The 25368-nt window shown below is 59.3% G+C and carries 24 protein-coding genes; 14 read left to right on the forward strand and 10 right to left on the reverse strand.

Annotated features, from left to right (window positions below; genetic code table 11):
* Positions 1–569: 569 nt before the first annotated feature.
* The 4 genes from phoH to efeU all read right to left on the reverse strand — a co-directional run bounded on the left by phoH (position 570) and on the right by efeU (position 5160).
* Complete coding sequence (gene phoH / locus CWM58_RS18445) at positions 570–1358, reverse strand: phosphate starvation-inducible protein PhoH (RefSeq protein ID WP_002898923.1); 789 nt, start codon at positions 1356–1358, stop codon at positions 570–572.
* Between the two features lie 504 nt (positions 1359–1862).
* A complete protein-coding gene (gene efeB, locus CWM58_RS18450; protein WP_100681509.1) occupies positions 1863–3146 on the reverse strand; it encodes an iron uptake transporter deferrochelatase/peroxidase subunit in 1284 nt (427 codons plus the stop codon).
* 4 nt (positions 3147–3150) lie between these two features.
* Positions 3151–4278 carry an iron uptake system protein EfeO gene (efeO, locus tag CWM58_RS18455; RefSeq protein ID WP_008805949.1) on the reverse strand — a complete coding sequence of 376 codons (1128 nt, stop codon included), beginning with the start codon at positions 4276–4278 and terminating at the stop codon, positions 3151–3153.
* Between the two features lie 51 nt (positions 4279–4329).
* Positions 4330–5160, reverse strand: a complete 831-nt coding sequence (efeU, locus tag CWM58_RS18460; protein WP_008805948.1) for an iron uptake transporter permease EfeU — start codon at positions 5158–5160, stop codon at positions 4330–4332.
* 270 nt (positions 5161–5430) lie between these two features.
* On the opposite strand from efeU, the gene CWM58_RS18465 reads away from it, so the two are divergent.
* Positions 5431–6615, forward strand: coding sequence for a NupC/NupG family nucleoside CNT transporter (locus CWM58_RS18465; RefSeq protein ID WP_016946978.1), 1185 nt, complete (start codon positions 5431–5433; stop codon positions 6613–6615).
* Between the two features lie 31 nt (positions 6616–6646).
* Here CWM58_RS18465 and CWM58_RS18470 read toward each other — a convergent pair whose 3' ends face one another.
* Together CWM58_RS18470 and putP are read right to left on the reverse strand one after the other, a co-directional pair.
* Complete coding sequence (locus CWM58_RS18470; protein WP_061155108.1) at positions 6647–7081, reverse strand: DUF3574 domain-containing protein; 435 nt, start codon at positions 7079–7081, stop codon at positions 6647–6649.
* Positions 7082–7215: 134 nt separating this feature from the next.
* The gene (gene putP, locus CWM58_RS18475; protein ID WP_061155109.1) at positions 7216–8724 is read right to left on the reverse strand and encodes a sodium/proline symporter PutP; all 1509 of its coding nucleotides are present in this window, start codon (positions 8722–8724) and stop codon (positions 7216–7218) included.
* Positions 8725–9145: 421 nt separating this feature from the next.
* Here putP and putA point away from each other — a divergent pair, with 421 nt between their 5' ends.
* The gene (gene putA, locus CWM58_RS18480; RefSeq protein ID WP_100681510.1) at positions 9146–13108 is read left to right on the forward strand and encodes a trifunctional transcriptional regulator/proline dehydrogenase/L-glutamate gamma-semialdehyde dehydrogenase; all 3963 of its coding nucleotides are present in this window, start codon (positions 9146–9148) and stop codon (positions 13106–13108) included.
* Between the two features lie 411 nt (positions 13109–13519).
* Complete coding sequence (locus CWM58_RS18485) at positions 13520–13915, forward strand: lysozyme inhibitor LprI family protein (RefSeq protein WP_074386357.1); 396 nt, start codon at positions 13520–13522, stop codon at positions 13913–13915.
* On the opposite strand, the gene rutR is transcribed toward CWM58_RS18485, so the two are convergent.
* On the reverse strand, positions 13912–14550 hold the full coding sequence (rutR, locus tag CWM58_RS18490) for an HTH-type transcriptional regulator RutR (RefSeq protein ID WP_047666343.1): 639 nt from the start codon (positions 14548–14550) through the stop codon (positions 13912–13914). The two genes, CWM58_RS18485 and rutR, sit on opposite strands and share 4 nt — an antisense overlap.
* Before the next feature lie 285 nt (positions 14551–14835).
* Between rutR and rutA the strand changes: the two genes are divergently transcribed.
* From rutA to rutG, 7 genes are read left to right on the forward strand one after another with little or no spacing between them, the layout of a single operon-like run.
* Positions 14836–15927 (forward strand): pyrimidine utilization protein A, encoded by a 1092-nt coding sequence (gene rutA, locus CWM58_RS18495; RefSeq protein ID WP_049155771.1) that lies wholly within the window; start codon positions 14836–14838, stop codon positions 15925–15927.
* Positions 15927–16637 carry a pyrimidine utilization protein B gene (gene rutB, locus CWM58_RS18500; protein ID WP_008805941.1) on the forward strand — a complete coding sequence of 237 codons (711 nt, stop codon included), beginning with the start codon at positions 15927–15929 and terminating at the stop codon, positions 16635–16637. The genes rutA and rutB overlap by 1 nt, the downstream gene beginning before the upstream one ends.
* Entirely contained in the window at positions 16630–17022 is a 393-nt protein-coding gene (gene rutC / locus CWM58_RS18505) for a pyrimidine utilization protein C (protein WP_004204505.1), read from the forward strand. Before rutB ends, rutC begins: the two co-directional genes overlap by 8 nt.
* Complete coding sequence (rutD, locus tag CWM58_RS18510; protein WP_100681511.1) at positions 17019–17822, forward strand: pyrimidine utilization protein D; 804 nt, start codon at positions 17019–17021, stop codon at positions 17820–17822. The genes rutC and rutD overlap by 4 nt, the downstream gene beginning before the upstream one ends.
* Positions 17819–18409 (forward strand): malonic semialdehyde reductase, encoded by a 591-nt coding sequence (locus CWM58_RS18515; protein ID WP_008805939.1) that lies wholly within the window; start codon positions 17819–17821, stop codon positions 18407–18409. Before rutD ends, CWM58_RS18515 begins: the two co-directional genes overlap by 4 nt.
* 10 nt (positions 18410–18419) lie before the next feature.
* Complete coding sequence (gene rutF, locus CWM58_RS18520; RefSeq protein ID WP_012968592.1) at positions 18420–18914, forward strand: NADH-dependent FMN reductase RutF; 495 nt, start codon at positions 18420–18422, stop codon at positions 18912–18914.
* 21 nt (positions 18915–18935) lie between these two features.
* A complete protein-coding gene (gene rutG / locus CWM58_RS18525) occupies positions 18936–20258 on the forward strand; it encodes a pyrimidine utilization transport protein G (protein WP_032729920.1) in 1323 nt (440 codons plus the stop codon).
* Between the two features lie 540 nt (positions 20259–20798).
* On the opposite strand, the gene CWM58_RS18535 is transcribed toward rutG, so the two are convergent.
* Both CWM58_RS18535 and CWM58_RS18540 read right to left on the reverse strand, forming a co-directional pair.
* Entirely contained in the window at positions 20799–21737 is a 939-nt protein-coding gene (locus CWM58_RS18535; protein WP_100681513.1) for a DMT family transporter, read from the reverse strand.
* Between the two features lie 163 nt (positions 21738–21900).
* Positions 21901–22074, reverse strand: a complete 174-nt coding sequence (locus tag CWM58_RS18540; protein ID WP_065801247.1) for a general stress protein — start codon at positions 22072–22074, stop codon at positions 21901–21903.
* 117 nt (positions 22075–22191) lie between these two features.
* Here CWM58_RS18540 and CWM58_RS28760 point away from each other — a divergent pair, with 117 nt between their 5' ends.
* The 3 genes from CWM58_RS28760 to CWM58_RS18550 all read left to right on the forward strand — a co-directional run bounded on the left by CWM58_RS28760 (position 22192) and on the right by CWM58_RS18550 (position 23354).
* Positions 22192–22293: a hypothetical protein gene (locus CWM58_RS28760; RefSeq protein WP_227509589.1), complete on the forward strand. Its 102-nt coding sequence runs from the start codon at positions 22192–22194 to the stop codon at positions 22291–22293.
* 216 nt (positions 22294–22509) lie between these two features.
* The gene (wrbA, locus tag CWM58_RS18545; protein ID WP_008805935.1) at positions 22510–23106 is read left to right on the forward strand and encodes an NAD(P)H:quinone oxidoreductase; all 597 of its coding nucleotides are present in this window, start codon (positions 22510–22512) and stop codon (positions 23104–23106) included.
* A 20-nt stretch (positions 23107–23126) separates the two neighbouring features.
* Complete coding sequence (locus CWM58_RS18550; RefSeq protein ID WP_061155116.1) at positions 23127–23354, forward strand: YccJ family protein; 228 nt, start codon at positions 23127–23129, stop codon at positions 23352–23354.
* A gap of 67 nt (positions 23355–23421) precedes the next feature.
* Here CWM58_RS18550 and agp read toward each other — a convergent pair whose 3' ends face one another.
* Positions 23422–24669, reverse strand: coding sequence for a bifunctional glucose-1-phosphatase/inositol phosphatase (gene agp, locus CWM58_RS18555; RefSeq protein WP_032732759.1), 1248 nt, complete (start codon positions 24667–24669; stop codon positions 23422–23424).
* A gap of 152 nt (positions 24670–24821) precedes the next feature.
* Here agp and CWM58_RS18560 point away from each other — a divergent pair, with 152 nt between their 5' ends.
* Positions 24822–25271, forward strand: a complete 450-nt coding sequence (locus CWM58_RS18560; protein WP_061155118.1) for a winged helix-turn-helix transcriptional regulator — start codon at positions 24822–24824, stop codon at positions 25269–25271.
* Positions 25272–25368 lie beyond the last annotated feature (97 nt).

Here is a 25368-nt window from a genome sequence, read left to right on the forward strand (position 1 = left end):
CCCCCCCTCACCGCCATATTCGAGATGAGAGCCTGTACGCAAGTACGGGCTCTTTTCTTTTATATTCTCCGCTGGGGGGATGAGAACCCCCGACCGGGGTTCGACAACTGGCGCAGCCAGTTGGACAGACCGCGAGCCTGCGAGCGGGCTGCCCCGCAGGGGCGAGCGAAGCGAGTCAATCCCCCCCCTCACCGCCATATTTTAAGAAGAGCTCGTACGCAAGTACGGGCTTTTTTTTCGCATGTGGCACCGCAGACATCCCCGGGGTCGGCATCAATGCCTCTCCCGGGCTACCAGATCGTACCCGCCAGGTAGTCCGGCCACGCGCAGTACCGCCGGGAAGCGAGTCAATCCCCCCCTCACCGCCATATATTAAGAAGAGCTCGTACGCAAGTACGGGCTTTTTTTTCGCATGTGGCACCGCAGACATCCCCGGGGTCGGCATCAATGCCTCTCCCGGGCTACCAGACCGTACCCGCCAGGTAGCCCGGCTAAGCGCAGCGCCGCCGGGAGGATGCCCAAAAACAACAAAGCCCGGGCTAGCCCGGGCCTTGCTCACAGTATGACGATTAATAATAGGCTTTCAGCGTCCGCTGGCAGAGGGCCGAGCGCACGCAGTCATCAGTGGTGAAACGCACGATGCCGATCATCTCGTCTTCCTCAAAACGCGCCAGCGCATCGCTCAGGCCAGATCTCACGCCAGAGGGCAAGTCGCACTGGGTGATATCGCCATTGACGATGACCGTCACGTTCTCCCCGAGGCGGGTCAAAAACATCTTCATTTGCGCTGCGGTCACGTTCTGGGCCTCGTCCAGAATCACCACCGCATTTTCAAAGGTACGTCCGCGCATATAGGCGAACGGCGCGATTTCCACCTTGCCGATTTCCGGACGCAGGCAGTACTGCATAAAGGAAGCCCCCAACCTTTTCACCAGCACGTCGTAAACCGGTCGGAAATAGGGCGCGAACTTCTCGGCGATATCTCCCGGTAAGAAGCCGAGATCTTCGTCGGCCTGCAGAACGGGACGGGTAACAATAATTCTGTCCACATCCTTATGGATCAGAGCTTCAGCTGCTTTTGCTGCACTGATCCAGGTCTTGCCGCATCCGGCTTCGCCGGTGGCGAAAATCAGCTGTTTATTGTCGATGGCATTCAAATAATGCGCCTGAGCTTCATTGCGCGCCTCAATTGGGGAAGTATCACGGCTGTCCCGCGCCATGCCAATTGCTTCTACGCCACTCATTTGCACAAGCGATGTGACCGATTCTTCTTCACGTTGTTTATGGCTACGTGAATCCCGTCTCAGCACACGTTTTGCTTCACGACGAGCTTTGATCACTGCTTTTTGTCTTCCCATGGATAGCACCTTGCGTTGTAGGTTTACATCACACGCGTCAACATCGACGCGACTATGCGCACGAACGATTGAGGTTTGGCTTCCTTGTAAGCCATTGCTTGCCGGTAGAACTGACAACGAGTCGCGGCTACGCGCACCGCGTACCCTGCCAAGGTTGTAATAATTTGAAGCGGAAGGAGAAAGGGTAAGAAAATCGCTGCCGGAAGCGGGGCTTCCGTGCTGAAGAGTACGGTCTGTGGTTTTACGTTGTCCGGTACGGGACCTTACCATTCGCGATCTCCATAGTGAAACGTCACACTGCCGGGAACTACCGCGTATGTAATAAGTACATCAAAAAAGATTCTTAATGCAACTTATTTTTCACAATGACGCAACAAATAGTTCTTAAGCAAGTGTAGGAAACTATCGGTCATTTGTATTACAGAAATATAACACATGGCAGGAAATATAATAAAAAAGAGAAAAACAGCAGAAAACGCCCTGCCCTCACGGACAGGGTCGGTATCAGGCCTGCAGCAGCGACTGCGCCAGATAGTGCTTATCATCCACCACGCCGGGTAAAACAAAGAAGTAGCCCCCGCCGATGGGTTTGACGTACTCCTCCAGCGCCTCGCCGTTAAGCCGTTTCTGCACCGTCAGAAAACCCTTTTCCAGATCGTGCTGATAGCAAACGAACAACAGCCCCATATCCAGTTGCCCGGCGTTAGTGACGCCCAGCGAATAGCTGTAGCCGCGGCGCATCATCAGGCTGGACTGGGTTTCCGGCGTGCGAGGATTGGCCAGACGAATATGACTATCCAGCGCGATCGTCTCCCCGCCAGGATCTTTGCTGTAATCCGGGGTATCGTGTTCGTTTTTCATCCCCAGCGGCGCACCGCTGTGCTTGTCGCGGCCAAAGATCGTCTGCTGCTCTTTCAGCGGCGTCCGGTCCCAGAACTCGACGTGAAACTGGATGATGCGCGCCGCCTGATAGCTGCCGCCCACGGTCCAGGCCGGCTCATCCTGATCGGCTGTCACCCACACGACTTTATCCATCAGCGCGCTGTCGTGGCTCGGCGGGTTAGCGGTGCCGTCCTTGAATCCCAGCAGGTTGATCGGGGTCTCTTTGCCTTTACTGCGCGCCGCGCTGTCGGAGATAAACCCTTCCCGCTTCCAGCGCACGCTCAGCAGATCCGGCGTATGTTTGATGACATCACGCAGGGCATGGATCACCGTATCCTGAGTATTGGCGCAGATCTGCAGCAGCAGGTCGCCATGACACAGGGCGGCATCCAGCGAATCGTTGGGGAAGCGGGTCATCGGCTGCAGTTTTTTCGGCGCTTTATCCGCCAGGCCAAAACGCTCATCAAACAGCGAATGGCCAACAGAGACGGTCATGGTCAGGTTATCCGGTGCAATCCACGCCCCTAAGATGCCGGAATCCATCGGCGGCAGCCGCGGATTAGGCGTATCCGGCGCCGGGCCGCCCTGAGTTAAAAAGGCGATACGCTGAGTCAGCAGCCGAAACAGGCGCTCGAGGTCGGCTTTATCGGCCGCCAGCACATCGAACGCCACCAGCATCATCGAGGCCTGCTGCGGCGTCAGGATGCCCGCCTGATGCGGGCCGTAGAAGGGCTGCTTTTCCTGACGGGCGTCGGGTGCCAGCGTCCCGGGGGAACTTTCCGCTTTTGCCGCATGCGCCACCGGGCAGCCGCCGGTGATGGCCAGCGCGCCGCCAAGCGCGCCGATCCCTTTCAGTAAGCGACGACGTGACGGCTCGTTCACGTCGTGGGGTTTCTGTTGTGCCATCGACTTAGTCCAGACCCAGGATCCCGCGCAGCTGAGCCAGATCTTCCGCCAGGGTGGTGATCGGCCCTTTTAGCGCATTACGGTCAGCAGTGGTCAGTTTATCGTAGGTCTCGAAACCGTCTTTGGTGCGATATTTGCTGAGGATGCTGTCCACTTTCTTAAAGTTGGCGTCCACTTTCGCCAGCAGCGCGCTGTTCTCTTTTTGCAGCTGAGGGCGCAGCAGGTCGACAATTTTCTGTGCGCCATCAATGTTGGCCTGGAAGTCCCACAGGTCGGTGTGGCTGTAACGATCTTCTTCGCCGCTGATCTTGCTGGCCGCAACTTCCTCAATTAATCCTGCCGCCCCGCCCACGACTTTTGACGGCGGGAATGCCAGCTCGCTGATACGCTTTTGCAGCTCCAGCACATCGCTGTTCAGCTGATCGGCATATTTTTCCATGCCCTTGACGCTGTTATCGCCAAACAGCGCTTTTTCCAGACGGTGGAAACCAGTGAATTTCGGATCTTCCGCTTTTTTCTCGAAGTCGTCTTCGCGGGCGTCGATGCTGCCGTCAAGATCAGAGAACAGCTCGGCAATCGGCTCAATGCGCTCGTAATGCTGGCGCGTCGGGGCGTACAGCGCTTTCGCTTTTTCGATGTCGCCCGCTTTCACCGCGTCGGTAAAGGCTTTGGTACCGCTGACCAGCTGCGCGGTTTCCGCCGTCACATAGGCTTTGTAAGCGGTGATCGCGTCGCCGAGGCTCAACACCGCATCCGCTTTCGCCGCGTCTTTGGTTGCTTCGCCGGTGACAATCAGTTTCCCTTTCGGGTTGGTGAGCAGGCCGCAGGTCATATCATATTCGCCTGGCTGCAGGTTAGCGGTGAGCTTTTGGGTAAAGCCCGGCGCGATGTTCTCACGCTCTTCCACCACCATGACCCCTTTCAGAATTTCCCACTCCAGCGCTTTCTGGCTATGGTTCTGAATAATAAACTGGGTTTTACCCGCTTTAACGGTCACCTGCATCGGCTCGCACTGCTTGTCGTTGACGGTGACTTTGACCTGCGGGATATCCGCAGCCTGAGCACCCAATGCAGAGCTGAGCAGCGCGGCCACGGTCGCCCGCAGCGCATTACGGCGAAAATGAATCATCATGATCATCCCTTTCGGTAAGTAGAGTGTCGCTTATACGCTCGCAGCGCCCGGTCAGGCAGCCCGCGAGGCAGTGGTATTATTCCGCGGCGGCAGGGCAAACAGCACCAGCGCCGGGATCAGATAAAGCAGATAGACCGCCACTTCGCTAACGCTCGGGGTCTCCTGGTAGCCGAAGATCCCTTCAAGCAGTGTGCCGAACAGCGTATGCGTCGACAGCACGTTGCTCAGATCGAAGGCCGTATCCTGGAACAGGTTCCACAGGCCAGCCTCGTGGAAGGCGCGGATCGCCCCCGCGGCCAGGCCAGCGGCCACCAGCAGAATAAACAGGCTGGTCCATTTGAAGAACACGCCGAGGTTAAGGCGGATACCGCCCCAGTAGAGCAGGAAGCCCAGCACGATTGCCGTGGCCAGGCCCAGCAGCGCCCCCAGCGGCGGCCAGATGCCGACATCCTGCTGGAATGCCGCCAGCAGAAAGAAGACCGACTCCAGCCCCTCACGGGCAACGGCGAAAAAGACCATCATCACCAGCGCCCAGCCGTGGTGATTGCCGCGCTGCAGCGCCTTGTCCACGGCCTGCTCCAGCTGCTGTTTAACGTTGCGCGAGACATTGCGCATCCAGAAGACCATCCACGTCAGGATCACCACCGCGATGACCGCGACGATCCCCTCGAACAACTCCTGTTCGCGCTGAGGAAATTCCCCGGTGGTTTCGTTGATAAAAATGCCTAAGCCAAGACACAGCGCCGCCGCGAGGATCACGCCAATCCACATCACGCCAATCCAGTTTCCCCGCTGGGTGCGTTTCAGATAGCTGGCGATCAGGCTGACAATCAGCGCCGCCTCAAGGCCTTCGCGTAACATAATGAGAAATGGGACAAACATGCCAATACCCTTAAATGTAAAGCACCGTCAACGAATGCAAAAACAGGTAATATTTATGATAGTGATTATCATTACAATACTCAGAAACACAAGCGAAATGTTTAGAGAATGATGACTATCTGTAAATAAATCGCTGGCAAATAATGACTTACGAAAATATTCGCCTGTTATGAGGGAAAAGAATAAGCAAAGGATTTTTTACGCCAGATATTTACCCGTGGCAGCGGCTATGGCTAAATGGCGGCCTTATTGACCTGCGAAAAGAACAACATGACTGCATTTTTTCATTTCCTGCTGGCGCTGGTGGTGATCCTCGCCCTGGCCTGGCTTGTCAGCTACGACAGACAAAAAATTCGTATTCGTTACATTCTCCAGTTGATTATTATCGAAATAGCGCTCGCCTTCTTTTTCCTGCACGCAGAAAGCGGCCTGTGGCTGGTGAAAAATATCTCCGGCTTTTTTGCTTCACTGTTAGGCTTTGCCGCTGAAGGGACCAATTTCGTCTTTGGCGGCATGAGCGAAAAAGGGTTAGCCTTTATTTTCCTTGGCGTCCTGTGTCCGATTGTGTTTATTTCCGCGCTGATTGGTATTCTTCAGCACTGGCGGATCCTGCCGATTTTCATTCGTGTCATCGGCACCCTGCTATCGAAGGTAAACGGCATGGGTAAGCTGGAATCTTTCAACGCCGTCAGCTCGCTGATCCTCGGCCAGTCGGAGAACTTCATCGCCTACAAGGGCGTACTGGGCGACCTCTCCTCACGCCGGCTATTCACCATGGCGGCGACAGCCATGTCGACCGTATCGCTGTCGATTGTCGGCGCTTATATGACCATGCTGGATGCCAAATATGTCGTCGCGGCGCTGATCCTGAATATGTTCAGCACCTTTATCGTGCTGTCGGTGATTAACCCGACGCGGCCGGGCAGCGAGCAGGAAATAAAACTCGAGAAGCTGCACGAATCGCAGAGTTTCTTTGAAATGCTCGGGGAATATATTCTGGCCGGCTTTAAAGTGGCGATGATTATTCTGGCGATGCTGATCGGCTTTATCGCCCTGATCAGCGCCATTAACGCGCTGTTCGCTACCCTGTTTGGTCTCAGCTTCCAGCAGATCCTCGGCTATGTCTTTTATCCGCTGGCCTGGCTTATCGGCATCCCGCTGAGCGATGCGCTGAACGCCGGCAGCATCATGGCCACCAAACTGGTCGCTAACGAATTTGTGGCGATGATTGAGCTGCAAAAGATTGCCGCCAGCATGACGCCGCGCGGGCTCGGCATTCTCTCGGTCTTCCTGGTGTCGTTTGCCAACTTTGCCTCGATCGGCATTATCGCCGGGGCGATCAAAGGCCTGAATGAACCGCAGGGCAATATCGTCTCCCGCTTCGGCCTGCGGCTGGTGTATAGCGCCACGCTGGTGAGCCTGCTTTCCGCCAGCTTCGCCGGGCTGGTCCTGTAAGACAAACGGCGGGGCTGCCCCCGCCGTTTACTCAGAACTGCACGCAGACCGGCTGGTCGACACGCATCACCGACTCCTGCGCGAAGCGTGATTTATAGCCCTGGCGCAGGGCTTCAATACCGGCCTCGCTCTGCGCATCGTTGCCATGGATCACCATCAGCGCCTTACTCTGCTCCCGCACCACCTGACCATTCTGGCCCAGCCACTGGCCGCGGGCATCAAACACCGTCAGCCCATCGCGAAAGCGCGGCGTGACGTCGCGGTCGACAAACTGTTGCCACTCTTCAGCGGTGATGTCTTTCCCCGCCGGGCGGCTCAGGCCGAAGTAAAGCGTGGTTTGCACCATGGACCGATCCGCCGGGCAGGCGCCGGGCTTCGCCGCGCGGGTCGACGAACTTCCACCCGCCACGCAGCCGCTGAGTAACCCTGCCAGCACCAGCGCCATTGCACCCTGTCTGAACGTCATCTTTGCTATCCTCATTGTTATTAGTCAGGAAATATCAGCGGATTTTCAAATAATTAGCAAGGGTTATAATATTCGGACCCGGCAACAGGCAAAAAAAAGCCCGCCAGCGGCGGGCTCGTGAGCGTCAGATGACCTTACTCAGCCGTGGCGCGTACCGGCGGCGGCGTATGGTAGTGGGCATCCGCTTCGGCGAAGCGCTGCTGCATGCTGGCCGACGGCGCTTTATCCAGCAGGCTAAAGACCGCGATCCCCAGGCTACCGAAGATAAAGCCCGGAATAATTTCATACAGGCCCAGCCAGCCAAACTGTTTCCAGACGATCACGGTCAGGGCGCCAATCACCATCCCGGCCAGCGCGCCGTTACGGGTCATGCGTGACCACATCACCGAGAACAGCACCACCGGACCAAAGGCGGCGCCGAAGCCAGCCCAGGCGTAGCTCACCAGTCCCAGCACGCGGTTTTCCGGATTGGCCGCCAGGGCAATCGCCACCAGGGCAACCACCAGCACCATCATACGCCCCACCCACACCAGCTCTTTCTGGCCGGCGTTTTTGCGCAGGAACGCTTTATACAGATCTTCGGTAATCGCGCTGGAGCAGACCAGCAGCTGACAGCTCAGAGTGGACATCACCGCCGCCAGAATCGCCGACAGCAGGATCCCGGCAATCCACGGGTTAAACAGGATTTGCGCCAGTTCGATAAACACGCGCTCAGCGTTCTGGTTAACCGCGCCCGCCTGGCTCGGGTTGTTATTGAAGTAGGCAATCCCAAAGAAGCCAACGGCCACTGCGCCCGCCAGGCACAGGATCATCCAGGTCATACTGATGCGACGTGCGTGAACGATACTGTGGTGCGAATCCGCCGCCATAAAGCGCGCCAGAATATGCGGCTGGCCGAAATAGCCCAGCCCCCAGCCCATCAGCGAAATAATCGCCACGAAGTTCAGCCCCTTGAGCATGTCGATATTTTCGATGCTCTTTTGTTTAATGACTTCCAGCGAATCACCAAAGCCGCCGACGGAAATAATCACGATCACCGGGGTAAGGATCAGGGCAAAAATCATCAGGCTGGCCTGCACGGTATCGGTCCAGCTGACGGCGAGGAAGCCGCCGACGAAGGTATAGATAATCGTCGCTGCCGCCCCGGCCCACAGTGCGGTTTCATAACTCATACCGAAGGTGCTTTCAAACAGACGCGCCCCCGCCACAATTCCCGAGGCGCAATAGATGGTAAAGAACAGCAGAATAACCAACGCCGAAATAATTCTCAGCACCCGGCTTTTATCTTCAAAACGGCCGGTAAAATAATCGGGCAGCGTCAGGGCGTTATTATTCACCTCGGTATGCACGCGCAGGCGACCGGCCACCAGCTTCCAGTTAATCCACGCCCCCAGCGTTAAACCAATGGCGATCCAGCTTTCGGAAATCCCGGAGAGGAAAATCGCTCCCGGCAGGCCCATCAGCAGCCAGCCGCTCATATCCGACGCCCCCGCGGAAAGCGCGGTCACAAATGGCCCCAGACTCCGCCCGCCGAGAATATAATCATCGAAGTTTTTGGTCGAACGCCAGGCAATAAACCCGATTAAAACCATACCAAAAATATAAACAATAAATGTCACCAGCATCGGTGTGCTAATAGCCATGCAAAGTCTCCAGAATTTTTTATCGACAGCGTCCCGCTTTGTCGTTTTTTCCACTACCGGAACGGGGTAATGGTGCGTTGTTTAATTGGGCGACCGTATCCTGACGGAAGCTTCGGTTTTTCACAAATGATTTAACACAGCATTTACACGAAAAACCGGCAGCGCAAAACGTCATTTTTTTAGAGGTTGCACTCTCTCACGTTTTTAAAGGTTGCACCAAACAAAAGTGTTAACTCACGCATACAAATACCCTATGAGGCCGGGGTTAAAATTCTGCTATTTTGAGTATTATTTTTAACAAATCCGCCATTTCACGGCTTGTGTCACAAGCCACAATTAACAAGGTTGCACAAAGTTGCAACATAGTGGATATTTCCCTGCAACCGCATAAGCCTAACGATAAATGACAGGAGTTCTGAGCATGGGCACCACCACCATGGGTGTTAAGCTTGACGACGCCACCCGCGAGCGCATTAAGTCCGCCGCGAGCCGTATTGACCGCACGCCGCACTGGCTGATTAAACAGGCCATCTTCAATTATCTGGAAAAACTGGAGAACGACGAGACGCTGCCTGAGCTGCCGGCCCTGCTCTCCGGCGCCGCCAATGAAAGCGATGAAGCAGATTCCCCGGCGGAAGAACCGTATCAGCCGTTCCTCGAATTTGCCGAGCAGATCCTGCCGCAGTCGGTGAGCCGCGCAGCGATCACCGCCGCCTGGCGACGTCCGGAAACCGACGCGGTACCGATGCTGCTGGAGCAGGCCCGTCTGCCGCAGCCGCTGGGCGAACAGGCACACAAGCTGGCGTATCAGCTGGCGGAAAAACTGCGCAACCAGAAAACCGCCAGCGGCCGCGCCGGCATGGTGCAGAGTCTGCTGCAGGAGTTCTCCCTCTCTTCACAGGAAGGGGTGGCGCTGATGTGCCTGGCGGAAGCCCTGCTGCGTATTCCGGATAAAGCCACCCGCGATGCGCTGATCCGCGACAAAATCAGCAATGGCAACTGGCAGTCGCACATCGGCCGCAGCCCGTCGCTGTTCGTCAACGCCGCCACCTGGGGGCTGCTGTTTACCGGCAAACTGGTGTCGACCCATAACGAGACCAGCCTCTCCCGCTCGCTGAACCGCATCATCGGCAAGAGCGGCGAACCCCTGATCCGCAAAGGCGTCGATATGGCGATGCGCCTGATGGGCGAGCAGTTCGTCACTGGCGAAACCATCGCCGAAGCGCTGGCTAACGCCCGCAAGCTGGAAGAAAAAGGGTTCCGCTACTCCTACGATATGCTCGGCGAAGCGGCGCTGACCGCCGCCGATGCGCAGGCCTATATGGTCTCTTATCAGCAAGCGATCCACGCCATCGGCAAAGCCTCCAACGGTCGCGGCATTTATGAAGGCCCGGGCATCTCGATTAAACTCTCCGCGCTGCATCCGCGCTACAGCCGCGCGCAGTATGACCGGGTGATGGAAGAGCTTTACCCGCGTCTGAAATCGCTGACCCTGCTGGCGCGCCAGTACGATATCGGCATCAACATCGACGCCGAAGAGGCCGATCGCCTGGAGATCTCCCTCGATTTGCTGGAAAAACTCTGTTTCGAACCGGAGCTGGCCGGCTGGAACGGCATCGGCTTCGTGATCCAGGCCTATCAGAAGCGCTGCCCGTTCGTCATCGATGCCCTGATCGACCTCGCGACCCGTAGCCGTCGTCGCCTGATGATCCGTCTGGTGAAAGGCGCCTACTGGGATAGCGAAATCAAACGCGCGCAGATGGAAGGCCTCGAAGGCTATCCGGTCTACACCCGCAAGGTTTATACCGACGTCTCCTACCTCGCCTGCGCGAAAAAACTGCTGGCGGTGCCGAACCTGATTTACCCGCAGTTCGCCACCCACAACGCCCATACCCTGGCGGCTATCTACCAGCTGGCGGGCCAGAACTATTACCCGGGCCAGTATGAATTCCAGTGCCTGCACGGCATGGGCGAACCGCTGTACGAGCAGGTGGTAGGCAAAGTCGCCGACGGCAAACTGAACCGTCCATGCCGGATCTACGCCCCGGTGGGCACCCACGAAACGCTGCTGGCGTATCTGGTGCGCCGTCTGCTGGAGAACGGCGCCAATACCTCCTTCGTCAACCGTATCGCGGACAATACCCTGCCGCTGGACGAACTGGTGGCCGACCCGGTCAGCGCGGTAGAAAAACTGGCGCAGCAGGAAGGCCAGGCCGGCCTGCCGCATCCGAAAATCCCGCTGCCGCGCGATCTCTACGGCAGCGGCCGGAGCAACTCCGCCGGTCTCGATCTGGCGAACGAGCACCGTCTGGCCTCCCTCTCCTCTTCCCTGCTCAACAGCGCCCTGCATAAATGGCAGGCATTGCCGATGCTGGAGCAGCCGGTGGCCGAAGGCGAAATGCAGCCGGTGGTTAACCCGGCAGAACCGAAAGATATCGTCGGCTACGTCCGCGAAGCCAGCGACGCCGAAGTCCAGCAGGCGCTGACCAGCGCTATCAACAATGCGCCGATCTGGTTCGCCACCCCGCCGCAGGAGCGCGCCGCCATTCTTGAGCGTGCCGCGGTGCTGATGGAAAGCCAGATGCCGACCCTGATGGGGATCCTGGTGCGCGAAGCGGGTAAAACCTTCAGCAACGCCATCGCTGAAGTACGCGAAGCCGTCGACTTCCTGCACTATTACGCCGGCCAGGTGCGCGACGATTTCGATAATGAAACCCACCGCCCGCTGGGCCCGGTGGTCTGTATCAGCCCGTGGAACTTCCCGCTGGCGATCTTCACCGGCCAGATTGCCGCCGCGCTGGCGGCCGGCAACAGCGTGCTGGCGAAACCAGCCGAGCAGACGCCGCTCATCGCCGCCCAAGGCGTGGCGATTCTGCTGGAGGCCGGCGTGCCGCCGGGCGTTATTCAACTGCTGCCGGGCCGCGGAGAGACCGTGGGCGCCGCGCTAACCTCCGATGAGCGCGTACGCGGCGTGATGTTCACCGGCTCCACCGAAGTGGCGACGCTGCTGCAGCGCAATATTGCCAGCCGCCTTGACTCCCAGGGCCGCCCGACACCGCTGATCGCCGAAACCGGCGGGATGAACGCGATGATTGTCGACTCGTCGGCGCTGACCGAGCAGGTGGTGATCGACGTCCTGGCTTCCGCGTTCGACAGCGCCGGCCAGCGCTGCTCCGCCCTGCGCGTGCTCTGCCTGCAGGAGGAAGTCGCCGACCATACGTTAACCATGCTGCGCGGCGCCATGAGCGAGTGCCGGATGGGCAATCCGGGCCGGCTGACCACCGATATTGGCCCGGTTATCGACACGGAAGCGAAAGAGAATATTGAACGCCATATTCAGGCGATGCGCGCCAAAGGCCGCACCGTCTATCAGGCGGTGCGCGAGAATAGCGAAGACGCCCGCGAATGGCGCCACGGGACCTTTGTGCCGCCGACGCTTATCGAACTCGATAGCTTCGACGAGTTGAAAAAAGAGGTCTTCGGCCCGGTACTGCACGTGGTGCGCTATAACCGTAATGAGCTGGACAAACTGGTGGAGCAGATTAACGCCTCTGGCTATGGCCTGACCCTCGGCGTGCATACCCGCATCGACGAGACCATCGCCCAGGTCACCGGCAGCGCGAAGGTGGGCAACCTGTACGTCAACCGCAATATGGTTGGCGCCGTGGTCGGCGTGCAGCCGTTCGGCGGCGAAGGGTTGTCCGGTACCGGTCCGAAAGCCGGCGGTCCGCTGTACCTGTACCGTCTGCTCTCCAGCCGTCCACAAGGCGCAGTTGGCGTGACCTTCTCCCGCCAGGATGCGGAGCGCCCGCTGGACGCCCAGCTGAAAACGCTGCTGGAAAAACCACTCCTGGCGCTGCAGCAGTGGGCGGCGGGCCGTCCTGAGCTGCAGGCGCTGTGCCAGCAGTACAGCGAGCAGGCGCAAAGCGGTACCCAACGCCTGCTGCCTGGGCCAACCGGCGAGCGCAATACCCTGACGCTGATGCCGCGCGAGCGCGTGCTGTGCGTGGCGGATAACGAGCAGGATGCACTGATCCAGCTGGCGGCCGTGTTAGCGGTGGGTTGTGAAGTATTGTGGCCGGACAGCGCCCTGCAGCGCGATCTGGCGAAGAAACTGCCGCGGGAGGTCAGCGAGCGCATTCGCTTTGCCAAAGCGGAGCAGTTACCTGGTCAGGCCTTCGACGCGGTTATCTACCACGGCGATTCCGACCAGCTGCGCGAGCTGTGCGAGCAGGTGGCGGCCCGCGACGGGGCGATTGTCTCGGTGCAGGGCTTCGCCCGCGGCGAAACCAACCTGCTGCTGGAGCGGCTGTATATCGAGCGTTCGCTGAGCGTTAACACCGCGGCGGCAGGCGGTAACGCCAGCCTGATGACCATCGGCTAAAACAGGCGCCCCCGGTGGCGCTACGCTTACCGGGGCTACCTGTCTCATGGCATGGGGGGCGGCCTGTATTGTAGGTCGGGTAAGCGTAGCGCCACCCGACAATATAACAATACAACGAGGTAGCCCGGATAAGGCGCTGTGCGCCGCCATCCGGGAGAGCGGCGCTGTGATCATCCCCGGTGGCGCTGCGCTTACCGGGGCTACCTGTCTCATGGCACGGAGGACGGCCTGTATTGTAGGTCGGGTAAGCGTAGCGCCACCCGACAACATAACAATACCACGAGGTAGCCCGGATAAGGCGCTGTGCGCCGCCATTCGGGAAATCGGCGCTGTGATCAGCTAATGACAGCCGACGTCAGCTGTGTTTAATTAAGGCTCCCGGACGGGAGCCTTTTTTATGGGAGCAGAACAATGAAACGCACGTTATTTGCCGTGATGGCCCTGCTGGCCAGCGGCGCGGCGCTGGCGGACGAGTGCAGCAACGCCAATACCCAAACCGAAATGAATCAGTGCGCGGCCGCGCAGTTTCAGGCGGCCGACAAAAAACTGAATGACACCTGGCAGCAGGCCCTGCAGCGCGCGGTGGGTAAACAACAGACATTACTGAAGCAGGCGCAGCAGGCATGGATCGCCCTGCGCGACGCAGATTGCGCCTTCCTCGCGTCCGGCGCCGAAGGCGGCAGCATGCAGCCGATGCTGGTAAGCCAGTGCATGACCGATAAGAGCGTGGAGCGGGAGTCATTCCTCTCCTCGCTACTGCAGTGCGAGGATGGCGATCAAAGCTGCCCGCTGCCACCGGCCAATTAACGGACGCGAATACCTTCGATAATCATCCGCTGGACATTATCGACCGTTTGTTCAAAAAAGGCCGCGTCCTGCAGCGTGGCGCCGGTGACCGCCTCCACCTGGGTAGCGAAGTCGGCGTAATGCTGGGTGGTGGCCCAGATCATAAAGATTAAATGTTGCGGATCGACCGGCGCCAGCTTGCCGCGGTCGATCCAGCCGGAGACAATCGCCGATTTCTCATCGACCAGCGCTTTCAGGTCCCCGGTCAGTTCGCCCATCAGCAGCGGCGCCCCCTGCAGCATCTCGAGGCAGAACAGCTTCGAGGCCTGGGGATGATCGCGGGACACCTCCAGCTTCAGGCGAATATATTCGCGGATCGCCACCAGCGGGCTGATATCCTCACGAAACGCCTTCAGCGGCGCCAGCCAGATGGCGAGGATCTGCTGCAGAACAGCCACATACAGCGCCTCTTTCGAAGGGTAGTAATAGAGCAGATTGGTTTTCGATACCCCGGCGCGCTCAGCCACCTGCTCCAGTCGCGTACCGTGAATACCAAATTGCGAAAATGCCTCCAGCGCGGCGGCCAGGATGGCCTCCTTTTTGGCGCTTACCGCTTGTGAACGTTTGCCGTTTTTCTTCACCGCGCCCTGTGTCATACATCCTCTCCTTCAGTTGACGCCACCAGCATAGCAAAAGCCCTGCGCCGACACGACCCCGTGCACCCTGATTGCGCATGACTGCCGTTTTTTCGTGCACTGATTTTGACCATCCAGTCCACTTTTTTATCGTCCTTTTTAGCAACCCAAAAGTAACACATTAATAACATTAGCATTTATAAAACTGGCATCGCGTTTGCTTTAGCTCTTCTGCAAGGTGGTCCAGGGAGAGGCAGGATGCCGCACCACCGCAATTCCATCTTCCATGACTGCAGAGAGGTAGGTATGAAAATTGGTGTTTTCGTTCCCATTGGCAACAACGGCTGGCTGATCTCTACTCATGCCCCGCAGTATATGCCGACCTTCGAACTGAATAAGGCTATCGTGCAGAAAGCCGAGCACTACCATTTCGACTTCGCGCTCTCCATGATCAAGCTGCGCGGCTTCGGCGGGAAAACCGAGTTCTGGGATCACAACCTGGAGTCCTTCACCCTGATGGCCGGCCTGGCGGCGGTGACCTCTAAGATCCAGATCTACGCCACCGCTGCCACCCTGACGCTGCCACCGGCGATTGTCGCCCGGATGGCCTCCACTATCGACTCCATCTCCGGCGGTCGGTTTGGCGTCAATCTGGTGACCGGCTGGCAAAAACCGGAATATGACCAGATGGGCATGTGGCCGGGAGATGATTATTTCGCCAGCCGCTATGACTATCTCACCGAATACGTTCAGGTGCTCCGTGACCTGTGGGGCACCGGGCGCAGCGATTTCAAAGGTGACTACTTCACCATGAACGACTGCCGGGTCAGCCCGCGCCCTTCGCAGCCGATGAAGGTGATCTGTGCCGGGCAGAGCGATGCTGGTATGGCCTTCTCCGCCCAGCACGCGGACTACAACTTCTGCTTTGGCAAAGGAGTCAACACGCCAACGGCCTTTGCCCCGACCGCCGCACGCATGATGCAGGCGGCGGAAAAAACCGGCCGCGACGTGGGGTCCTATGTGCTGTTTATGGTGATCGCCGACGAAACCGACGAGGCGGCGCGCGCCAAATGGGAACATTACAAAGCGGGCGCCGATGAAGAAGCGCTGGCGTGGCTCACCGAGCAGAGTCAGAAAGATACCCGCTCCGGCAGCGATACCAACGTGCGCCAGATGGCCGACCCCACCTCGGCGGTCAACATTAACATGGGCACCCTGGTCGGATCGTATGCCAGCATCGCCCGTATGCTTGATGAAGTAGCGAGCGTGCCCGGCACCGACGGCGTGCTGCTGACCTTTGATGATTTTCTTGCCGGCATCGACGCCTTTGGCGAACGCATTCAGCCGCTGATGCGCTGCCGGGACCACATTGCTCCTGTTACCCGTGAGGTGGCCTGATGATTACCCTTCCCGCTCGCCCGGAATCCCTGACCTTCGCGCCGCAGCAGAGCGCGCTGATTGTGGTCGATATGCAGAACGCCTACGCCAGCCAGGGCGGTTATCTGGATCTCGCCGGCTTTGACGTCTCCGCCACCCGGCCGGTTATCGACAATATTAATACCGCCGTCGCCGCCGCCCGCGCCGCGGGCATGCTGATTATCTGGTTCCAGAATGGCTGGGATGACCAGTATGTTGAAGCCGGCGGCCCGGGCTCGCCGAACTATCACAAGTCCAACGCGCTGAAAACGATGCGTCAGCGTCCGGAGCTGCAGGGCAAGCTGCTGGCGAAAGGCGGCTGGGATTATCAGCTGGTGGACGAGCTGACGCCGCAGGAAGGCGACATCGTGTTGCCGAAACCGCGTTACAGCGGCTTCTTTAACACCCCGCTCGACAGCATTTTGCGCAGCCGCGGCATACGCCACCTGGTGTTCACCGGGATCGCCACCAACGTCTGCGTCGAATCGACGCTGCGCGATGGCTTCTTTCTCGAATACTTCGGCATCGTGCTGGAGGATGCCACCCATCAGGCCGGGCCGGCCTTCGCCCAGCAGGCGGCGCTGTTCAATATTGAAACCTTTTTCGGCTGGGTCAGCGACGTCGAGAGCTTCTGCCACGCGCTGTCCCCCGCCACCCCGCTGTCTTTAGCCAAGGAGAAACGTTATGCCTAAACAGGTGATTATTCCGCCAGGCACCACCACGCCGATTGCCCCCTTTGTTCCGGGGACGCTCGCCGACGGGGTGGTCTACGTCTCGGGCACCCTGCCGTTTGATAAGCAAAACAATGTGGTGCACATCGGCGACCCAAAGGCGCAAACCCGCCACGTGCTGGAGACCATCAAGAGCGTTATCGAAACGGCGGGCGGGAGTATGGCGGATGTGACTTTCAACAGCATCTTTATCACCGACTGGACAAATTACGCCGCGATTAACGAAGTCTACGCCGAGTTCTTCCCCGGCGATAAACCGGCGCGCTTCTGCATTCAGTGCGGACTGGTGAAGCCTGATGCGCTGGTGGAAATCGCCAGCGTCGCCCATATCGGAACCCCGACATGATGAGGCTCAATATCGCCCCGGCTCCGTGGCCCGGCGCGCCGGTGGTGGTCCTCAGCGCCGGCCTTGGCGGGGGCGGCGGCTACTGGCTGGCGCAGCGCGCGGCGCTGGAGGCACAGTATCAGCTGGTGAGTTATGACCATAACGGGACCGGGGAAAACGCCGGCCCGCTGCCCGCCGACTACAGCATGGCGACGATGGCCGGGGAGCTGTTCAACGCCCTGCAGGCGGCGGAGATCACCCGCTTTGCGCTGGTGGGCCACGCCCTGGGGGCGCTGATTGGCCTGCAGCTGGCGCTCGATCGCCCCGAGGCGGTGAGCGCCCTGGTGCTGGTCAACGGCTGGTTAACGCTGTCGCCGCATACCCGCCGCTGCTTCCTGGTGCGCGAGCGTCTGCTGCATGCCGGCGGCGCGCAGGCGTGGGTTGAAGCGCAACCACTGTTTCTCTACCCGGCGGAATGGATGGCCGCGCGCCTGCCGCGTCTCGAAGCGGAAGATGCGCTTGCCATCAGCCATTTTCAGGGCAAAGAGAATCTGCTGAAGCGGCTGCAGGCCCTGAAGCAGGCTGATTTTTCACGCCGTGCGGCGGCCATCGCCTGCCCGACGCTGATTATCAGCGCCGCTGACGACCTGCTGGTCCCGGCCTCCTGCTCCCGCGTGCTGCAGACGGCAATCCCCGGCAGCCTGCGTGTGGAAATGCCGTGGGGCGGCCATGCCTGTAACGTCACCGACGCCGATACGTTTAATACCATTTTATGCGACGGGCTGGCCGCTATGCTGCCGGTCGCCAGGGAGATCGAATGAACGACGCGATAAACCACACGGCCTGCGAGACGCTGTTTACCCAGGCCCGGACCCACAACGGCTGGCTGGATAAGCCGGTGAGCGACGCGCAACTGCAGGCCATCTGGGACCTGATGAAAATGGGGCCCACCTCCGCCAACTGTTCGCCGGCGCGCATCGTGTTCGTCCGCAGCGCGGAAGGCAAAGAGAAACTCCGCCCAACGCTCTCCAGCGGCAATCTGCAGAAAACCATGCAGGCGCCGGTGACCGCCATCGTGGCATGGGATAGCGCCTTCTACGACCGGCTGCCGACCCTGTTTCCTCACGGTGACGCCCGCAGCTGGTTTACCTCCAGCCCGCAGCTGGCGGAAGAGACCGCGTTTCGCAACAGCTCGCTGCAGGCGGCGTACCTGATTTTCGCCTGCCGCGCGCTGGGCCTCGACACCGGGCCGATGTCCGGTTTTGACCGGGAAAAAGTCGACGCGGCGTTTTTCGCCGACAACGGCTGGAAAAGCAACCTGCTGGTGAATATCGGCTATGGTGACCCCGGCAAGCTGTATGGTCGCCTGCCGCGCCTGTCCTTTGATGAAGCCTGCCTGCTGGCATAAGGAGTTTGCGATGGAGTTAGCGGACAAAGCGAGTTTTCGTGACGCCATGGCCCACGTCGGCGCTGCGGTTAACATTATTACCACCGATGGCCCGGCGGGCCGGGCGGGGTTCACCGCCAGCGCGGTCTGCAGCGTCACCGATACGCCGCCGACCCTGCTGGTCTGCCTGAACCGCTCAGCCTCGGTGTGGCCGGTGTTCAGCGAACACCACACGCTGTGCGTCAATACCCTGGCGGCCGGACAGGAGGCCCTGTCGACGCTGTTTGGCGGTAAAACGGCAATGGACGAGCGCTTTGCCGCCGCCGACTGGCAGACTGGCGCCACCGGCTGTCCGCGGCTGGAGGCGGCGCTGGTCAGCTTTGACTGCCGTATCGACCAGCGCGTCAGCGTCGGCACGCACGACATCCTGTTTTGTCACGTCGTGGCCATTACCCGTCACCCGGAACCCCGGGGATTGATGTGGTTTGACCGCGGTTATCACACGCTTATGCGACCCGCTTGTTAACCTTTAACCCGGGATATCATCATGGCACTCTTCGATTTTCCTCGCTGGAAGTTGACCTCCCCCGCCGCTGAGTCCGGCGTTGTCGCCCCCGATGAACGCTTGTCGGCCGGACAAACGCTGGTGATGGGCGTGCAGCACGCCGTTGCGATGTTCGGCGCGACGGTGCTGATGCCGTTGTTGATGGGGCTCGACCCCAACCTGTCGATTCTGATGTCGGGCGTCGGCACCCTGCTGTTCTTTGTCGTCACCGGCGGACGGGTGCCGAGCTATCTCGGCTCCAGCGCCGCTTTTGTCGGGGTGGTGATCGCCATTACCGGCTTTAACGGCCAGGGGCTGAACCCTCATCTGAGCGTCGCCCTTGGCGGGATCATCGCCTGCGGGCTGGTTTACACCCTGATTGGTCTGGTGGTGATGAAGATCGGCACCCGCTGGATCGAGCGCCTGATGCCGCCGGTGGTGACCGGCGCGGTGGTGATGGCTATCGGCCTGAACCTGGCGCCGATTGCCGTGCGCAGCGTCTCCGCCAGCGCCTTCGACAGCTGGATGGCGGTGTTGACCGTGCTCTGCATCGGCATAGTCGCAGTATTTACCCGCGGGATGCTGCAGCGCCTGCTGATCCTGGTCGGACTGATCGTTGCCTGCGCACTGTACGCCCTGCTGGCTAACGGCTTTGGCCTTGGCAAACCGCTGGACTTTTCTTCCCTCGCCCAGGCGGCGTGGTTCGGGCTGCCGCACTTTACCACCCCATCCTTTAACGGTCAGGCGATGATGTTGATTGCGCCCGTCGCCGTGATCCTGGTGGCTGAGAACCTGGGGCACCTGAAGGCCGTCGCCGGGATGACCGGACGCAATATGGACCCGTACATGGGGCGCGCCTTCGTCGGCGACGGGCTGGCGACCATGCTCTCCGGCTCGGTGGGCGGCAGCGGGGTTACGACCTATGCGGAGAACATTGGCGTCATGGCAGTGACCAAGGTCTATTCGACGTTGGTCTTTGTCGCCGCGGCGCTGATCGCGATGCTGCTGGGCTTCTCGCCGAAGTTTGGCGCATTAATCCACACCATTCCCGGGCCGGTGATCGGCGGCGCCTCGATCGTGGTCTTTGGCCTGATCGCAGTCGCCGGGGCGCGGATCTGGGTGCAAAACCGCGTCGACCTCAGCCAGAACAGCAATTTGATCATGGTGTCGGTGACCCTAGTGCTGGGCGCAGGGGATTTCGCGCTGTCGCTGGGCGGCTTTACGCTGGGCGGGATTGGCACAGCCACCTTCGGCGCGATCCTGCTGCATGCGCTGCTTCATCGCGGAACGCGGGAGGCGAAGGAGGCCCGGGTAACGCCGGTGTAAGCCACATTAGCGCGGCGTTGGCGCAGGGAGCGGTATGGGCCTGGGTGGTGTGAGCCTGTAGGCCGGATAAGGCATTTATGCCGCCATCCGGCACCGCCACGGGCACGGAGCCTGACCGCCCGGCGGCGCGGACCGACTGACCGTCAGGGCTGGATAATTTGATACGGTTATCGCTTTGCAACGATTTCCCCCAGGAACAACGGTTGTTCTGTGTTATTTCCGGGCAGATTGCGCTCCCGATAGGTCTTCTGCGTTATGCCCCTCATGGCGCAGGGAGCGCACAGGGGGCGGCCAGTCGCCGCCGCCCCCTGTACCCCCGGGCTCCGGCCAACAACGGCAGTTTCAGCAACAAAGGTGAATAAATTAACGGCAGGTCGCACGAACGTAGGCCGGGTAAGGCGCAGCCGCCACCCGGCATAAAAGCGGCTCTGTGCCTGATGCCATCGCCCGGCGGCGCTGCGCTTGCGCGGGCCTGGAGACAATCAGAGCCGGACGAGTACCAGCCAGGATAAGCGCCGCTGTAGGATCAGAAGCGTAAAATTATGGCTCGCGGCGATCGGCCAGGTCCGGGAGCGGCTGCGCATCGTCGTCTGTGGAAACCTGCGGCGGCGATTTGCGCTTCCACTTCAGCTCGCTCACCAGCACCCCCGCGAGGATCAAGACGCAGCCGAGCAGAGCCAGCAGCGGCAGACGCTCACCGGCCAGCCGGCCAAAAATACCGGCCCATACCGGTTCACCAGTATAGATAAGGGTGGCCCGCGTCGGCGAGACGCTGCGCTGCGCCCAGTTCATGGTCACCTGAATGATCGCGCTGAAAATCCCCAGCCCCAGCGCGACGCCGAGCAGGGCCGGCGTCAACGGCGGAACCGCCTCACCCGCCGGCTTCATGGCGGCGAAAGCCACCAGCGACGCGGTCGCCAGCTGCACGACCGTCACCCGGCGGACATCGACTTTCCCGGCCCAGGCGCTGATAAGGATAATCTCCGCGGCTATCGCCAGCGCGCTCGCCAGAGTAATCATCTCCCCCACGCCAAGCGCCAGCAGATTATTTTCCGGCCCGGCCAACAAGATCAAACCGATAAAGGCCAGCACAATCCCCACGCAGGACATCACCCCCGGCATACGGCCCAGGCACAACCACTGCAGCAGCGGCACCAGCGGCACATACATCGCCGTGATAAACGCAGACTTACTGCTGGAGATCGACTGCAGTCCCCAGGTCTGCAGGCCATACCCCAGCGCAATCGCCACGCCAATCGCCCCCCCCGCTTTCACCTCCAGCCACGTCAGACCGCGCAGGGTACGCAGCGAGAGCAGGCCCACCGCCAGTGCGGCGGTCGCGAAACGCAGACCGACAAAAAACAGCGGCCCGCTGAGGCTTACCGCATACTGCACGGCAAGGAACGTCCCTCCCCAGAACATGGTGATCATGATAAGGAGCGCTTCCTGGCGGGTAACGGAGAATTTTAACGAAGACATAAGACAGCCATGACGATTAACGGGGCGACCAGTGTGCAATCCGCCCGGCGGGAGCGCAACCACCGACAGATAAAAAAACCGCCGGCAGATGCCGGCGGCGAGGGCGATGCGGTTGGGTGGGGGAGATTAACACCGCATCAAAGAGAACAGTGCGAGTCGCGCGTTAACTGTCACGACTACCATGACTGTTTTTACCCCCTTTTTTGCCAGCCTCTGAGGCGCGCTGAGGGTCATTCTTAAAATTCCCCCCGCTATGCTGGCCACCTTTACGTCCTGCTTCTGATGCTCTTTCACGGTCTTCAGCAAAGTTGCCAGAACCGCCACGATGGTTTGCCATTACTGACCTCCATTAGGTTAGACATCATAGTGCATTACGCGGGAGCGGCGATGCCGCTGTCTTACCGCGTATCTATAAGGTTAGTGAATGACAGCCGCTGACGGCGGCAAATGAAATATCCAGAAACAAACCCGGGCGAAAAAAGTCCCCTCGCGGCGTGAACGGGTCCTAACCGACTCTGCTGGCGGAGAAAAAATAGTCGGCAAAAATGTATCCTGATGCTACACCCTTGCCGCACCGGCCAAAATGGCAGGCGCAACGTCCCCTCTTCTCTCCTGTTCAGGCCGCGCTGTGCAAGGAAAAGTAAATAACGCTTTGTCATTTTGTTATAAATCAAATAAATGCCCGTTGGATTTGCACTCTCCGGCGGAGGCTTTATCTTTAAAGGTAACCAGTCATTTGGCTGGCTTATAACGCAACCGAGGAGTGATGGAAATGGCTAAAATTCTGGTGCTTTATTATTCCATGTATGGACACATTGAAACCATGGCTCACGCCGTCGCCGATGGGGCGAACCGGGTGGATGGCGTTGAGGTGGTTGTGAAGCGCGTGCCGGAAACCATGCAGGCTGAAGCATTTGCCAAAGCAGGCGGGAAAACTCAAAACGCGCCCGTCGCCACGCCGCAGGAACTGGCAGAGTATGACGCCATCATCTTTGGTACCCCGACTCGTTTCGGCAACATGTCCGGTCAGATGCGCACCTTCCTCGATCAAACCGGCGGCCTGTGGGCGTCCGGCGCCCTGTATGGCAAAATCGCCAGCGTATTCAGCTCAACCGGCACCGGCGGCGGTCAGGAACAAACGATCACCTCGACCTGGACGACGCTGGCCCACCACGGCATGATCATCGTCCCGATCGGCTATGGCGCCCAGGAGCTGTTTGATATCTCCCAGGTCCGCGGCGGAACCCCCTATGGCGCGACCACCATCGCCGGCGGCGACGGTTCGCGTCAGCCGAGCGAGGAAGAGTTAGCCATCGCCCGCTATCAGGGCGAACATGTCGCTAAACTGGCCGTTAAAGTACACGGCTAATCTTCTGCAGGAGGAGCAACATGCCAACTCAAGAAGCAAAAGCACATCACGTCGGCGAATGGGCAAGTTTACGTAACACCTCGCCGGAGATCGCCGAGGCGATTTTTGAAGTCGCCCATTACGATGAAAAACGGGCGGAGCAAATCTGGGAGGAAGGCAGCGACGAAGTGCTGGCGCTGGCCTTTGCCAAAACCGATAAAGATGCGCTGTTCTGGGGTGAACAGACGATTGAGCGTAAAAACGTCTAGGACGTTTATTCCCGCCAGGGCTCACCCTAACCTGCTAAAAAACCCGGATTGCTCCGGGTTTTTTACATTACTTCGCTGCCTCGTTGATCACCTTTTTAAAGGTCTCCAGCGGGCAGAATCCCTGATCGTCAACCGGGCAGCCGTTAAGCGCCAGGGTGACCCGCTGCGGCGGGGCCTGCAGGGTTAACGCGTCGGCGTTACGCAACTGTTCAGTACTTTGATAGACATACTCAATCTTCATCAAATCGCGATTGCCGGCGCTGTCATGCCAGCGCTGAAACAGCAGTTTGCCGCCAATGGGCGTGCGCTCGTACTGGCCAGGTAGTTGATAAGGCTTAAAGTCCAGGGCCGTCAGCAGCGAGGCGATATTCGAATCGTGCCCCACCAGCAGCGTGACTTTCGCCTTGTTGGCCTCCTCGCCCACCAGCGCGTTATCGATATATTTAACCAGTGGTTTGGCGACGTTTTGCGCCACTGCCGTCGAGGTAAACAGACTATCCTGGTAGCCGTTTTTCAGCTTCGACAGCACCTGCCATTGCTTATCGCTGGTGATTTCCCCCCACGCTACCTGGTCTTTCGGGAAACCTTCATAGTATTGCAGGGTGAACGCGTCCACCAGCGAGTTGCCCACCTTCAGCGGGCCGGAAACCCCCGGCTCCTGCTGATAACCGGCGCTAAAGGTATCCTTACCCTCGCTCAGCGAGCAAACCTGCTTCTCTTTGCAGGAGGGCGAGTTGCGGTAATCGATCATCGTCTCCAGCAGTTTGTAGCTCTCGGTCAACTGCATCCCCTGACGCTCTTTTTCCATCGCCTGCAGCGCTTTCTCGCGAAACGCGGGGGAGTCGTCGGTAATAACCGGGTTGAAGGTCGGGTCCATGGTGCCCATCTGCGGCTGATGGTGCACCGTGATACCGCAGCCCGGGAACGCGCCGGTGATAAAGAACTGCGCGGTGGCAACGGTGCGCTGCAGGCTGTTGGCATAGGCGTAAACCGCGTTTTCCGGCGGGCACTCACCGCTGGTCACCAGCTTCTGCTGCGCCAGCCATTCGCGCATATAGTGGCCCATATACACCTCCAGCACGCCGCCTTTGGTGGTCAGTTGGCCGCCCGGCACATCCCACTGCGGCCAGGCTTTCGCTGTCGACTGCTCCAGCACGCTGCCGTTATTGGCCAGCGGCGCACGCAGATTGTGACGGCTCATGATCAGCACCTGTTGCAGCTGATACCCCTCCGGGGCGGCCGTGTCCTGCGCCTGAGCGCCAGCGGATAACATCACCGCGCCGGCGACGGCGGCGGCAAGTAGACGTTTTTTCATCCCTTCATCCTTAGTCATTTATTATCATCGCGTTAATTGTGACGGGTTTATGACATTTTTCCTGGTAATCGCTCGCAAACTTAGACCGTAGCCGAAAATTTCCCCTGCCGGGCAAAGAGTTTTATAATGAAACAATTAACCTGGAGGCCTTCGTGAAACGTACCCGTCTGGAAAACAGCTGTTGCCCTATCGCCCGTTCCCTCGATGTTATCGGTGACTGGTGGTCGCTGCTGATCGTCCGTGATGCCCTGCGCGGGGTGCGCCGGTTTAGCGAATTCCAGAAAAACCTCGGTATTGCCAAAAACATGCTCGCCGGGCGGCTGAAAATGCTGGTGGATGAAGGCATCCTGCGCCTGCAGCCGGCCTCCGACGGCAGCGCCTGGCAGGAGTATGTCCTGACCGACAAGGGCCGTGCCCTGCAAACGGTGCTGGTCGCCCTCTCCCAGTGGGCAGACGATTATCTTTTTGACCCGAACGAACCGGCGACCCGGCTCATTGACCGCCAGCAGCGTCAGCCCCTGCGTAAACTGGTGCTGCAGGCGGCCGATGGCCGTGAGCTGTCCCCAGCGGATATCACCATCGCCCTCCCGCTGAACGACTAATCGCTCCCTGCGGCAGGCAGAAATAAAAAAAGCCAGGCAAAATAGTTGCATTATTAAACCAGATATCTCATGCTGAATTTGGTTTAATAATGCAACC

This window comes from Klebsiella sp. H-Nf2 (assembly GCF_002806645.1).
Classification (GTDB): Bacteria; Pseudomonadota; Gammaproteobacteria; order Enterobacterales; family Enterobacteriaceae; genus Klebsiella; species Klebsiella variicola.